This window comes from Alcanivorax sp. IL3, assembly GCF_047495465.1.
In the GTDB taxonomy this organism is placed as follows: Bacteria; Pseudomonadota; Gammaproteobacteria; order Pseudomonadales; family Alcanivoracaceae; genus Alcanivorax; species Alcanivorax jadensis.
This window is the reverse complement of sequence record NZ_CP179931.1, coordinates 1,296,244-1,310,290: the sequence shown is the minus strand read 5'-3', so window position 1 is coordinate 1,310,290 and position 14,047 is coordinate 1,296,244. Positions and strand designations below refer to the sequence as shown.

The window sequence follows — 14,047 nt, the reverse complement described above, 5'->3', positions numbered from 1 at the left end:
CCCACTACGGCAGCAACGAATTGACCCGCTGCCGGGAAACAGCGCACAGGGATGCAGGACTTGAGGGCACCGCAGCAGACAACCTGGTTAGCCACCCTACTGCTGATGCTGCTCGCCATGCCGGCTTTTGCTGATGACGCCCCGCAACTGCGTATCACCGGCAATGCCAGCGATGCGGTCAGCGATAATATCCGCGCCCTGGTGGACCTTTCTCGATACCCCTGCGAGCCGCCCACAGCCCAATATGGCCTGATCCGCCGACAGATTCTCGCCAACAGCCAGCAAGCGTTGCAGGCCATGGGCTACTACGAAAGCACCCTGTCCCTGAGTACCGACCGGGAAGACGGCTGTGTACGGGTAACGCTGGATGTGGATACCGGGCCTGCGGTGATCCTGCAGCGGGCGGACATTCGCATCGGCGGCGATGCCGCCAACGACCCCGTCTTCAACCAGCTGGTCGCCAATGCACAACTGGCCATCGGCCAGCGCCTGCAACACGACCAGTACACGGCCCTGAAAAAAAATCTGCAGCAGCATCTGATCAGCCGTGGCTATGTACAGGGGACGTTGACCCGACACCGGCTCAGCGTAGACACCCGCAAACGCCTGGCCACCATGACATTGCATGTGGACAGCGGCCCCCGCTACGACTTCGGCGCTATCACCGTTACCGGCAGCGAATTGAAAGACAAGCTGGTCAATGCCTATCTCGGCTTTACTCAAGGTGAGCCCTTCAACAGCAAGCAGCTGCTGGAAACCCAGCAGGCCTTTCTTGGCGCCGGCTATTTCAGCGCCGTGCGGGTACAGAAAGGCACACCGGATGACAGCACCCGCACCATTCCCGTCAGCATCACTCTCACAGACAACAATCGCTGGTCACTGCTCGCCGGTGTCGGCGCCAGTACCGATACCGGGCCACGGGTACGCCTGGGGGTGGAAAATCGCCGGGTTAACCGGGCCGGTCATCGCTTCCGGGCGGAAACAGAGGTATCCCAGGTGCAGCAAGGTGCCGGTGCCAGCTACCAGATCCCACTGAAAGATCCCCAGCGCGAGAGGCTGGATTTTCACACCAGTTATGTAAATGAGGTGACCGACAGCAAGGACAACGAACGCTGGACCACCGGTGCCGATTATATTGTCGAGCTGCAAAATCGATGGGTCACCACCACCTCCCTGACCTACTTGCGCGAAACCTATGAGATCGCCGAGGAAGTGGATCAGGCGGAGCTGATCATCCCCGGTTTCCAGCTCAGCCGCGTCAAGGCCAACGACCCCATCTACCCGTCGTTCGGCTGGCGCTTGAGCAGCAAGATCCGTTTCGCCAACCGCAACTTGTCTTCCACTGCATCCTTTGTGCAGCTCACCGGCAACGGCAAGATTCTTTTCCCGTTACTCGGCGGACGAGTGCTGGTGCGCGGCGATCTGGGCTATACAGAAGTGACCGATGTGCGCGAACTGCCCGCCTCTATCCGCTTCTTTGCCGGCGGTGACTCCAGCGTGCGCGGTTTCGCCTATGAATCCCTGGGCCCACGGGCAGACAATGGAGAAGTGATTGGTGGCCGGCATCTGGCCACTGGTAGCCTGGAATACGACCACCCGATCACCGAGAAATGGCACCTGGCGGTATTCACCGATGGAGGCAATGCGTTCAATGACTTCGATGATTTCGAAATCCGCCGCAGCGCCGGTTTCGGCATCCGCTGGCGCTCCCCGCTGGGGCCAATCCGGCTGGATCTGGCACGGGCCGTGGATGAGCAACGAGAATGGCGTTTGCACCTGAGCATGGGGCCGGACCTGTGATCAAGCGAGCCCTCAAGCGTTTCAGCATCGGCCTGCTCGGGTTGCTATTCAGCGTGATACTGATTGTGGCTGTCGCCTCCTGGCTGCTGCTCGGCACCGCCACCGGCAACCGCTGGCTGTTTGATCAGGTCAGTGGGCTGATCCCCGGTGAACTGCAGGTGGATGACTGGCAGGGGAGTCTGCTGGACCGGGTTACCGTCACCGGGGTGCGCTATCAGTTGGACGATCTGTCCGTCAGTGTGGATCGTCTGGAAGCAGAGCTGGTGCCCGCTTCCCTCGCCCGCGGCTGGCTGGAGTTCACCTCCCTGTCGTTGGGTAACCTGAAACTGTCTCTGCCGCCCAGCCAGGAGTCCGATGATTTACCGGCGAGCAGTCTGCCAGACAGCCTGGCACTCCCCCTGGGGGTACGCATCGACACCCTGAGCCTGGCTTCCCTGCATCTCAACGACACCCTGCTGGTCAGCAAACTGGAAGCCCGGCAACTGGCAGCCTGGCGCCGTTTCCAACTGGCCAGCCTGACCACCCGTACGGTGGCTGATATCAGTGTGGACGCCACCGCCCAGGGCAGCCTGGCCGCCCCCATGGAGATTCAGGGGCAGGCCCGCTGGCACATGCAGTTACCGCAGAGCGATACCGTCAACGCCGATCAGCTGGCTGGCCAGCTTGATATCAGCGGCTCCCTCGCAGCCCTGCAACTGCGCCACCAACTGCAGAGCCCCCTGGAAATTCACAGCCAGGGTCAATGGCGACTAGGCGACCCCGAACAACCACTGGCCCTGGAACACCTGTGGCCGGCCCAGCCATTACCGCTGGCGTTGCCACAGCCGCTATCGCTGGGCCACGGCAAGCTGACAACACGGGGCCCACTGGCAACGCTGAAAATAGCCGGGCAAAGCAGCCTGACCAGCGGCGACAGAACCGTAAACCTGTCCCTGGATAGCCAGTTGATCGACGGCGGCCTGGCACTGCAGCAACTGCAACTTGATGATGGCGAGCAGCAGCTGGAGGGTCATGGTGAGCTACTGTTCAGCCCCCTGACATGGGATCTGACCGTAGCGGGCAAACTGGACACCGGCCTGCTACATCCGTTGTTCCCGGGCCTGCTCGGCGTGCAAGGCAACAGCCGCGGCAGCTACCAGGGTGAACAATGGTCCCTGTCCCCCAGCCAGTTGCGGCTGGAAGGCCGGGTTCGCCAACAGCCCCTGACCGCCACCACAACGGTGGAAAGCCACCAGCAACGCCTGCAACTAGACAGTAACATCCGCTGGGGTGACAACCGGCTCAGCGCACGCGGGGCTATCCTGCCCGACTGGTCGCTGGATGCCAGCGTGGATCTGAAACAGCTGGACCAGCTTTATCCGGATCTGCAGGGCCAGATCAGCGGCCAGCTGCAAGTACGCGGTTCCCTGGCCACGCCCACTCTGAGCGGCAACCTGAACGGGCAGCAGCTCGGCTGGCAGGACTGGTCGCTTACCTCCCTGCAAACCCGTTTCCAAGCACTCGGTCTGGGCGAGCAGCCCATGTCCTTTGAACTCAACAGCGAGGCATTACAGCAAGGCAACGCCGAACAGCTCGCCGCCGCACGCATCAGCGCCAAGGGCACCCTTAACAGCCATACGGCCACGGCAAGTTTCCGGCGCGACGAACTCAGCATGGAGACAAGCCTGCAAGGCTCGTTTAAAGCGCTCAACAGCTCGCCCCAGTGGCAGGGCAGCCTGTCCGATACCGGCCTGATTCATCAGCAACTGGGCCGTTGGCAACAGGCCGAGGACACGGCGGTGCAGCTCTCCGCCACGGCCCAGTCCATTAGCCCTTTCTGTCTTGAACAGACACCAAGTCGGATTTGTCTGGCGGGTAACCGCGACAGCAACGATCAGGTCGACGCCAGCGCCTCACTCAACGCCCTGCCGCTGGCGTTGGCAGGCGCCCTGTTGGGGCCAGAGCTTGCAGTGCAGGGCCGACTGGACGGCGAGGCCACTCTGCAAGGCTCGCTGGACAACCCCGATGGCCAATACCGATTGCAAACCCGGGAAGCACAGATCGCCGTGCGCACCCCCGATGCCCCCCAAGAGCTTGTGATTGAGCAGCTATCCGTAGAGGGGACACTACAAAACCGGCGTCTGACCAGCACGCTGACACTGATGTCCGACCTGGCCACCGTCGACGCTACCCTGGAGCATGGCATGGACGCTGACACTTCACTGGCGGGTGAGGTGGCATTGCGGATATCCAGTCTCGCTCCATTAGCGCTGTTCACTACCGATCTGCGCGAGATCAGCGGCGAGATTCGTGGCGACTTTGCGCTGGACGGCACCCTTCGCCAACCTCTGATGAACGGCAGCATCCGGCTGGATAACGGTCGCGCCCTGATCCCCATTCTGGGGGTAGCCGTTACCGATCTGCAGATGAGCGTACAGGGTTCGCCCCGCGGACAGCTGGATGTCAACGGATCAGCCACCCTGGGCGAGGGCACCGTCGCCCTGACCGGCATACTGGACCCCAGTGATTGGCCGGCCAGAATAAATCTGTCTTTGCAGGGTGAACGGTTACTGGTGGCAGACCGGCCCGATGCCCGCGTTCTGCTGAACCCCGCCCTTAGCCTCAAGGGGGACCTGAGTGACCTGCAACTGGGCGGCAGACTGTCCATCCCGGAAGCGGAAATCCGCCCGACGCAACTTCCCGAGGGCGCCGTCACTGTCAGCCAGGATCAGGTACTGGTGCACCAGGAGGGCGAACAAAGCAGTGGGCTACCACTGGGTATCGATGTCGCCGTCAACCTGGGAGACAAGGTGCATTTCCAGGGCTTTGGCCTGGACGCCATGCTCGGCGGCACCTTGCAGGTAGAACAACAACCGCAACGCCCCCCGCAACTCAACGGCGAACTGGTCATCCGAGAAGGCCGCTATCGAGCCTACGGCCAGAACCTGGCAATCCGTGATGGCCAGCTGATTTTCCAGGGACCGCCGGACAATCCCGGGCTGGATATCCGTGCCATCCGCAAGATTCCCAGTGAAAACATTGTGGTCGGGGTGCAGCTTAGCGGCACCCTGCAGGAACCGGAAGCCAGCCTGTTCTCCGAGCCCAGCATGGAGCAGAGCCAGGCCATGTCCTATCTGCTCACCGGTCGGCCACTGGAACGGGGATCGAAAGGCGACAACAACCGGATTGCTCAGGCGCTGGCCTTATACGGACTGGAAAAAGGCAGCGGCGTCACCGAAAAACTCGGCGACAAACTGGGTGTGGATGAAATCACCGTGGGCAGCGACTGGGAAACCGACGATGCCGCCCTGATGCTGGGCAAACAGCTTTCCGACCGGCTGTACCTGACCTACGCAGTAGGCCTGTTCGATGCGGTCTCCACCGTCATGCTCCGCTATACGCTGACCCGGCAACTCCACCTGGAAGCCCGCTCCAGCACCCGCGCCAACAGCCTGGATCTGATCTGGGAGAGGGAGTTGCAGTGATGAGGGGCCCGTTATTGCAAGAGCGTCGCTGGCGGCGCGAACTGGAACGAAGTGCATAAACCCAAACCAGGATCAAAAGCGTTTCACCACAGAGGGCACAGAGAAAAAACAGTCTTTTCCTCAGCGATCTCTGTGCCCTCTGTGGTAAATCCGTCTTTTCAGGTTTTGGGTTATCGCGCCGCCAGCGACGCTCCTACGCGGCTACGAAGAAATCGGCAGCGCATAGGTTCCGGTCACATGGGCCACCATCTCGTCACTACCCTCGCTGAACAGCTGCACTTCCAGCACCGCTGAGCGTCGGCCCAGTCGCAAAATGATCGCCTCGGCTATCAGATCCTTCTGGGCTGGGCGCGACAGGAAATTGATATTGAGATTCTGCGTCACCGCCATTTCCACACGACCCAGCTCGCCGAGAATCGCCGCATACATGGCTGCATCTGCCAACCCCATCATGGTGGGCCCGGACAAGGTGCCCCCCGGACGAAGGGTGGACGGCCGGAACGGACTACGCACCCGGGCACGCCGCTCACCCACCGCTTCGACCCGCAACCCTTCCTCGGATGCCGCCGGCAGCCCCTGATAGATCACGTCCTGTACTTCTTGTGCATTCAACATATGGCTCGCCATCTGATTCTGGATAGCACGCAGGATACGAAAGCCGACGCAACAATCCCAGCTGCAATCATGATGGCTGGTGACGAAGCGCCTTTGCCCCTAAAATGACCGGCTTCAGCAATAACCGGTCAAAGACTGTCTCCTATGCGCACTTCCCAGTACCTGCTTGCCACCGTGAAAGAAACCCCAGCGGATGCCGTTGTCATCAGCCATCAGCTCATGCTGCGGGCCGGCATGGTCCGCAAGCTGGCCTCCGGCCTGTATAACTGGCTGCCCACCGGCCTGCGCGTGCTGCGCAAGGTGGAGAACATTGTCCGTGAGGAGATGGACCGGGCCGGCGCCCAGGAAGTGTTGATGCCGGTGGTACAGCCCATGGAGCTGTGGGAAGAGTCCGGCCGGGCCCCAGCTTATGGCCCGGAGCTGCTGCGCATCACTGATCGCCACAACAATGCTTTCTGCCTGGGCCCCACCCATGAGGAAGTGATTACCGATCTGGTTCGTAACGAGCTGCATAGCTACAAGCAGTTGCCGGCCAACTTCTACCAGATCCAGACCAAGTTCCGTGACGAGATCCGCCCGCGCTTCGGCATCATGCGCTCGCGGGAATTCATCATGAAGGATGCCTACTCCTTCCACACCGACATGGCATCACTGGCTGCCACCTACCAGATCATGCACCAGGCCTACTGCGCCATCTTTGATCGCCTGGGTCTGGACTACCGCCCGGTGGAAGCGGATACCGGCGCCATCGGCGGCGCCGCCAGCCACGAATTCCATGTGCTGGCCGATTCCGGTGAAGATGACATCGCCTTCTCGGACAGCTCCGATTACGCCGCCAACGTGGAACTGGCCGAAGCCCTGGCCCCCACTATCGAGCGCCCGGCCCCGGTTGCGGCCATGGAAAAGGTGGATACCCCCAACGCCAAAACCATCGAAGAGCTGGTCGCGCAATTCGATCTACCCATGGAGAAAACGGTCAAGACCCTGGTGGTGAAAGGCGCTGAAAAGGGTCAGCTGGTCGCCCTTCTGGTACGCGGTGATCACGAGCTGAACGATATCAAGGCGGAAAAACTGGAATCAGTGGCCACGCCCATGGAGTTCGCCAGCGAAGAGGAAATCCGCCAGGCCATCGGCGCAGGCCCGGGTTCCCTGGGCCCGGTGGGTCTGCCGATTCCGGTTGTCATCGACCGCAGTGTGGCAGTGATGAGTGACTTCGGCGCCGGCGCCAACGAAGACGGCAAGCACTACTTCAACATCAACTGGGAGCGCGACGTGACGCTGCCCCAAGTGGCTGACCTTCGCAATGTGGTGGAAGGCGACCCCAGCCCGGACGGCACGGGCACCCTGACCATCAAGCGCGGCATCGAAGTGGGCCACATCTTCCAGCTGGGCACCAAGTACTCCGAAGCACTGGGTGCCAAAGTCCTGGATGAGAACGGCAAATCCGTGGTCATGCCCATGGGCTGCTACGGTATCGGCGTCACCCGGGTGGTGGCCGCTGCCATCGAACAGAACTACGACGACCGCGGCATTATCTGGCCGGAATCCATCGCTCCCTTCCAGGTGTCCCTGGTACCGGTGAACATCAAGAAAAGCCCCCGCGAACGGGAGCTGGCCGAAAAACTGTACGCAGAACTGACCGAAGCCGGCATTGAAGTACTGTTCGACGACCGCGAAAAGGAACGCCTGGGCGTGAAACTCGCCGACAGCGAACTGCTCGGCATCCCCCACCGCATCGTCATCGCCGAACGCGGCATGGACAATGGGGTGCTTGAATATAAAGGGCGTGGGGATGCGGAGAATACCGAGGTGGCCATGGATGACGTTGTGGCCTTCCTGACGGAAAAACTTTCCTAAACCTACCTGTAGGAGCGCCGCTTGAGGCGCGAACCTCGCGAAGCGAGGAAACCGCTCGCAGAGCCTGCCCCGAGCTCGATCCGGGGCGATCAGTCATTGCTGCATTCTCGACAGGTCTTACCAATCGGAAAGGCCTGTTCGCGCCTCAAGCGGCGCTCCTACAGAGGCTTCGTAGACAGAATCAAAGTTTCACGCTCCGCTTCACCGCCATCACCTGACTCATGGTGTTGTCCCCATGGGCGGTCAACTGCCACAACGGCAGGCCGCGGTTATCCTTCTCCGGGGACCTTGTGATCAGCCCCAGGGCACGCAGGTGAATCTTGATCTGATTGAAGGAATGAGCCGCCAGCACCACGTTGCGTACCGCGTGGGCGCGGGGGAAATCCTGTTGTACATCCCCCAGGGCTTTGCGGCCGATGAAATCTTCCAGGGTCTTTTGCATCACCGGCTCCGACGCCGGATTCAGCATCAATGGGGCCATGCAGGAAAAGGCCTGATCCCAGCTGATCCGGGTGGTGACCATGGCCAGTTTACAGTCGCCGCCTTCGTAGACGTTACAGGAGTAATCCAGCGCCACCAGATCGCCACCCCGGGACAGGGTTTTCAACGGCGGTCGAGCCTGGCTCATGCTCTCTTCCCGCTCTTTCTCCAGCAGCTCGATGCGGGCCTTGAGCGCTTCCACTTCGGCCCCTCCACCGCTAAGACCGGCCTGGTCCGCCCGCACCCAGCCCGCGGCACGATGCTCACGCATCAGGTTGGGAATCACCTTGTTTGCCAGTTCCGCCAGGCCGTTTTCCGTGGTCCAGCGGAAACACGCCACCTTTTCTTCCAGCAGGCGGACAAAATCATCGCGGCGTACCTGACCATCACGGGTCGGCTCCTGCTGATCGGAAGGCAACATGGCCGGATTATCATGAATAAAGGCAACAATGGGTTTGCGCTTGGTGGCAGCAAAAATGTATTCGCGGTGCAGCTCGCTGAGCCCCATGGGAGACAGGGTGCCGTAGCGCCCCCCCACGATCAGGACAAAATAATCGCTGGTTTCGATCAGCTTCTGGATCACCGGCAGCAGGGTATTGCCATCTGCAGCGGAACTGTCCAGGCCGGTGGGTATCATGCCGTGCTCAATCATCGGCAACATCAATGCCTGGCGCGCGCCCTGCATATCGGGAAAGGTGGCACTGATAAAGACCTGGTAGCGTTTCGTCGCTGTCACCCTGGATACCTGTAGCGTCAGCCTGAGTCCGTAACTTCAGCGTGGATGCATGGCGCAAGAATTTGTTGTCACAGGAGATTTTCTGAAGAAGCGTCGCATCGGGAATGCGGTCGACTGAAGAAAATTTTCTGTGGCGGCAAAGGCTTGCGTCAGGCGCCGCGATAAATTTACGGACTCAGGATCAAGTTTTGGCCCTCGCGGGCACGTTTTTGGCTGGCTATTAAACAGTCTGTTGGCCCTCATCACAACCCGGGGGCCGCTGAAGGCAGTCCGGCCGTGGGACATCGATCCTGTTCATGCTAGCCTGAGTTCAGCCTTTGTGCCGGTTACCCGGCGGCGCCAGAGCCAATAACCAATATCGTAGCGCTTTTTGCAAGCTTACAGGAATGGGACGTCATGCAAACCATAGCCTTTTACAACCTGAAAGGTGGCGTGGGTAAAACCGCCTCGGCCGTGAATGTGGCCTGGCATGCCGCACGCTGGAAGCACCGTACCCTGCTCTGGGATCTGGATCCCCAGGGAGCCGCCAGTTTCTATCTGGGGGTGGATGACGGCGACGGCTACAAGGCCGGCAACCTGATCAAGGGCAAACAGCCCATCGGTCGACTCAAGCGGGAAACCCGCTGGGCCAATCTGGATGCCATCCCTGCCGACATCTCCATGCGAAATGCGGACATCAAACTGCTGGAAAACGGCGGCGCCAAGAACCGCCTGAAACAGCTTATTGCCCCGCTGGGGGAAAGCTACGAGCTGGTGATTCTGGATTGCCCGCCCACCCTGAGCCCGGTAGCGGAAAGCATCTTTGCGGCGGTGGACTACCTGTTTGTGCCGGTGATCCCTACTCACCTGTCATTACGTGCCTACGAGCAAGTGCTGGAGTGGCTGGAGAGCAAGAATTACAAGAACCTGACCGTGGTGCCCTTTTTCAACATGGTGGACCGCCACCGGGACCTGCATGTGGAAATGCTGGTCAAACGCCCCAAGAGCATGAAAGGCGGCCTGAAGACCTGGATTCCCTACTCCACCCATGTGGAGCAGATGGGCGATCACCGCGCCCCGGTCGGCGAATTCGCCCCCTACACCCCCTCCGCCCAGGCCTTCCGGGCCATGTGGTTCGAGATCGCAGGTAAACTCAAACTGTAATTGAGAATGGATAATTGATAACTGTTGCGAGACAGCGAGTCATGCCCTGAAACGCAAGAGGCCGCGTCCTTCGTATGGACGCGGCCTATTTGCTTTGAGAATCGTCAACGGCCCATTCGCGCCGTTATCAATTATCCATTCTCAACTATCAATTGCCTTCCCACGGGTTCGCCCGCCGTAAAATCGTATCCAGATCCAGTCCCCGCGGCAGGGTCCCGTAGTTACGGTCACCGTGCTCACCCAGGCGGGAGGCGATAAAGGCCTCGGCGACCGACCCGTTACCGGCGGCAACCAGCTGGCTGGCCTGCAGGGTCAGGGACAACCGGTCGACGATGTCCCGGGCCCGGTATTCGGCTTCATCCATATCAGCAAATTCCCGCTTGAGCGAAGTCACCGCCTTGTCCAGGCGGGGATCACTGCCGGCGGTTTTCGCCAGCTCGGCGAACCACACCTCCAGCACCGCCGGGGTCTTGGCCAAGGCCCGCAGCATGTCCAGGGCCTGCACATTACCGGAGCCTTCCCAGATGGCATTGATGGGCGCCTCGCGGTACAGGCGGGCCATGATGAAATCTTCGGTGACGCCATTGCCACCCAGGCATTCCATGGCCTCGTAGGCATGGAAGGGGGTGCGCTTGCAAATCCAGTACTTGCCCGCCGGCAAGCCCAGTCGCAGCAGCAGTTTCTCGTGCTCGTTGGTCGGATCCAGGGTCGTGTTATCCAGCGCCTCGCCCATACGCATGGTAATGGCCAGGGAGCCCTCCACCTCCAATTGCAGGTCCGCCAGCACGTTACGCATCAACGGCTGATCGATCAGGGTCTTGCCGAAAGCGGCACGGCCCATGGCATGGTTCACCGCCTGCGCCACCGCCTGGCGCTGGCCGGAGGTGGAGCCCACCATGCAGTCGAAGCGGGTCATGGCCACCATCTCGATAATGGCCGGCACCCCGCGGCCCTCGTCACCGACCATCCAGCCCAGAGCGCCGCGCAGTTCAATCTCGGAGGAGGCATTGGAGACGTTGCCCATCTTGTTTTTCAGGCGCTGGACCTGGATCGGGTTCTTGCTGCCGTCCGGGCGCCAGCGCGGCACCAGGAAACAGCTCAGACCATTGTCTGTCTGGGCCAGCACCAGAAAGGCATCGCACATGGGCGCAGAGGTGAACCACTTGTGGCCCACCAGTTCATAGGCTTCACCGGAGCCTTCGGCAGCAATCGGATACGCGCGGGTGGTGTTGGCGCGCACATCGGAGCCACCCTGCTTTTCGGTCATGCCCATACCGATGGTCAGTGCCTGCTTTTCCGTGTGGGGCACATTACGTGGATCGTAGGCATTGTTGAGGATCTTCGGCAGCCACTCATTTGCCAGCGAGGGAGTCAGCTTGATGGAAGGCACCGAGGCAAAGGTCATGGTCAGCGGGCAGCCATGCCCGGCTTCCACCTGGCCCTGCAGATAGCTCTGCGCCGCCCGGGCCACATGGGCGCCCGGCTTGGGGTTCGCCCAGGGGGCCGAGTGAATGCCGGACTCCAGCCCCAGCATCATCAGACGGTGGTAGGCCTCGTGGTATTTCACGTAGTCCACCCGATAACCCTGGCGGTCGTGGGAGAAAAACTGCGGCTTGTGCTCATTGGCCAGAAAGCCCCACTCAATGACCTCGGCACTGCCGGTTTTGGCGCCATGGGCGGACAGCGCGTCCTCCGCCCAGCCGGCCCCATGGCGGCACACTGCCTCGCGCAGGGCGGTGTCATTGTCATAGGCGTTGTAATCCTCCAACGTCCGGGCCTGGTTGAAGACCTCATGGGTCTGGGCCAGCGGATCCGCTTTCCCCTGTTGTTCCTCTCTGTGCGGAGTGTCGTGCTTGGCATTCATGTGAGCTCTCCCGAAAAAATTACGCAGTCTGTGGCTGCTCAATAACGTCGGCCTGCGCCGGTGAAGCACCCACGGCACGCAGACAGAATTGGGTCAGGGATTCCGCCAGATTGGCTTTTGGCAGAGGGTCGGATAATGGACCCACCAGGGCTTCGGCAATGGCACCCACCAGGGCCGCCGCGCTGATCGCAGTATCCTGAATCGGTAACTCCCCTTGGCTAACACCGTCACTCAGCAACTGCTGATAAAGTGCCGCGTAGCGCTGGCGATAGGTGAGACGCTCGGCATCCACGGCCGGATCCACCGGCTCGGCGATTAGCGACCAGGCCAGCCGGGGGGCCGCCTGGGCCCGCTGCACGAACACCTGCAACACATGGCTGAGCCGTTCGGGAAAACTGCCGGCGTGCTCCATGGCCTGTGCCACTGCCGCGACCTCCCGCTCGGTGGCCACGCGAAAGACTTCCGCCGCCAGCACCGCCTTGTTGTCGAAATAGCGGTACAGGGTGCCCACCCCCACCCCGGCTGCCACAGCCAGGGTCTGCATGGTGAGATTGGCAAAGCCCCCTCACGCACCAGTTGCTCAGCGCTGTGCAGCAGATGGTCACGCTGGGCCGCCTTGCGGGCCTTGACGTTGGCGGTTTCCCGGTAAGCCATAGTCGGAATCCATATTCACTTCTTATTAAAAAGTGAACCATGGTTCCGATCTTCAGGCAAGAGCCGCCGGTCGTGCGGTTAGGCGTTCGCCATAGCGTAAAAACCCTCCCTCACCGTCTACGAAGCCGTTGTAGGAGCGGCGCTTGAGCCGCGAATCCGAGCCTTGGCGAGGAAATAGCGTGTCAGCTTTCACCAGAACGCAAAAAGAAAGCCTGTTGCAATACGATACCTGCCCCCTTTGAACGATCCCGCGCTTAGGCGCGGTTCGCGGCTCAAGCGCCGCTCCTACAGAAACCCCGTCACCACCCCCAACGCCGCCATGCCCAACACCATTCCCCACAGCGGCACCGCCTTGCTGCGCAGCACCGCAAACCCCGCCACCACGATCAACAAATCCCACAGATCATGCACGGCAGAGACAAACACCGGCTGATACAGCGCCGCCAGCAACAGCCCCACCACCGCCGCATTGATCCCCGCTACCGCGCCGGCCAGGGCCGGTCGGGAAGAGAGCCATTGCCAGCCCTCCATCAGGCCCAACACCAGCAGGAAACCGGGCAGGAAAATCGCCAGGGTGGCAAGCAGCGCGCCCCACCAGGGACTGGCCGGCAGCAGCACCGCCCCCAGGTAGGAGGCCAGCGAGAACATGGGGCCGGGCACCGCCTGGGCAGCGGCATAGCCGGTAAGGAACTGATCCGGCGACATCTGCGGCCCTACCAGTTCCTGTAGCAGGGGTAACACCACATGGCCGCCACCAAATACCAGGGAGCCAGCGGCGAAGAAATCGTTCCACAGACCCAACACCCGTCCGGACGGCAACAGGGCAACAATGGCGAGCAGCGCAAACGCCATCAGCGGCCAGCGGCGCCACACCAGTTTACCCGTGAACGGTGTCGCCTGATCCGGACGCAACCACCGCCAGCCAATGGCGGCGGCCACCAACAAGGCCAGCATCTGCCCGGCCAGCGCCGGCCACAGCACCAGCTGCATGGCCACCAGCGCGGCGATGGTGCGGGTCAGCCCCCCGGCACAGAAACGCTGCCCCATATTCCACACCGCATCGGCCACCACGATAACCGCCAGCCACTTCAGCCCGGTGATCGCCCCACCCTGCAGCCAGTCCGGCAGAGAGGTGGCGTAGATGCCCAACAGGGCCATCAACAAAAAAGACGGCAGGGTAAAGGCAACGAACGCCGCGAAAGCCCCAGTTACGCCGCCGCGCACCCGGCCGATGGCAAAGCCCAACTGACTGGACGCCGGCCCGGGCAGAAACTGGGTCAGTGCCAGCAGGCGAGCAAACTCCGCCTCATCCAGCCACTGCAATTCCTCCACGAAGCGACGATGAAAGTAGCCCACATGGGCGGCAGGCCCGCCAAAGCTGATCAGACCCAGCACCAGAAACTGACGAAAGATATCGGTTATCACGTACAAGAA

General features: G+C 61.3%; 9 protein-coding genes. 4 read left to right on the top strand and 5 right to left on the bottom strand.

Annotated features, from left to right (window positions below; translation table 11 throughout):
- Positions 1 to 51 precede the first annotated feature (51 nt).
- Both ACMG4M_RS06155 and ACMG4M_RS06150 read left to right on the top strand, forming a co-directional pair.
- On the top strand, positions 52 to 1,800 hold the full coding sequence (locus tag ACMG4M_RS06155) for an autotransporter assembly complex protein TamA (RefSeq protein WP_414430941.1): 1,749 nt from the start codon (positions 52 to 54) through the stop codon (positions 1,798 to 1,800).
- Positions 1,764 to 5,264 (top strand): translocation/assembly module TamB domain-containing protein, encoded by a 3,501-nt coding sequence (locus tag ACMG4M_RS06150; RefSeq protein WP_414430940.1) that lies wholly within the window; start codon positions 1,764 to 1,766, stop codon positions 5,262 to 5,264. The genes ACMG4M_RS06155 and ACMG4M_RS06150 overlap by 37 nt, the downstream gene beginning before the upstream one ends.
- Before the next feature lie 201 nt (positions 5,265 to 5,465).
- Here ACMG4M_RS06150 and ACMG4M_RS06145 read toward each other — a convergent pair whose 3' ends face one another.
- On the bottom strand, positions 5,466 to 5,879 hold the full coding sequence (locus ACMG4M_RS06145) for a PaaI family thioesterase (protein WP_035248868.1): 414 nt from the start codon (positions 5,877 to 5,879) through the stop codon (positions 5,466 to 5,468).
- Between the two features lie 144 nt (positions 5,880 to 6,023).
- Here ACMG4M_RS06145 and ACMG4M_RS06140 point away from each other — a divergent pair, with 144 nt between their 5' ends.
- Positions 6,024 to 7,736: a proline--tRNA ligase gene (locus ACMG4M_RS06140; protein WP_414430939.1), complete on the top strand. Its 1,713-nt coding sequence runs from the start codon at positions 6,024 to 6,026 to the stop codon at positions 7,734 to 7,736.
- A gap of 181 nt (positions 7,737 to 7,917) precedes the next feature.
- On the opposite strand, the gene ACMG4M_RS06135 is transcribed toward ACMG4M_RS06140, so the two are convergent.
- Positions 7,918 to 8,952: a DUF4062 domain-containing protein gene (locus ACMG4M_RS06135; RefSeq protein WP_232222105.1), complete on the bottom strand. Its 1,035-nt coding sequence runs from the start codon at positions 8,950 to 8,952 to the stop codon at positions 7,918 to 7,920.
- 396 nt (positions 8,953 to 9,348) lie between these two features.
- On the opposite strand from ACMG4M_RS06135, the gene ACMG4M_RS06130 reads away from it, so the two are divergent.
- Positions 9,349 to 10,095, top strand: coding sequence for a ParA family protein (locus ACMG4M_RS06130; RefSeq protein ID WP_035248875.1), 747 nt, complete (start codon positions 9,349 to 9,351; stop codon positions 10,093 to 10,095).
- Between the two features lie 148 nt (positions 10,096 to 10,243).
- On the opposite strand, the gene ACMG4M_RS06125 is transcribed toward ACMG4M_RS06130, so the two are convergent.
- The 3 genes from ACMG4M_RS06125 to chrA form a co-directional block, all read right to left on the bottom strand.
- A complete protein-coding gene (locus ACMG4M_RS06125; protein WP_414430938.1) occupies positions 10,244 to 11,959 on the bottom strand; it encodes an acyl-CoA dehydrogenase family protein in 1,716 nt (571 codons plus the stop codon).
- 19 nt (positions 11,960 to 11,978) lie between these two features.
- Positions 11,979 to 12,503 carry a TetR/AcrR family transcriptional regulator gene (locus ACMG4M_RS06120; protein ID WP_414430937.1) on the bottom strand — a complete coding sequence of 175 codons (525 nt, stop codon included), beginning with the start codon at positions 12,501 to 12,503 and terminating at the stop codon, positions 11,979 to 11,981.
- Positions 12,504 to 12,898: 395 nt separating this feature from the next.
- Positions 12,899 to 14,035, bottom strand: a complete 1,137-nt coding sequence (gene chrA, locus ACMG4M_RS06115) for a chromate efflux transporter (RefSeq protein WP_035249012.1) — start codon at positions 14,033 to 14,035, stop codon at positions 12,899 to 12,901.
- Between the last annotated feature and the right edge of the window lie 12 nt (positions 14,036 to 14,047).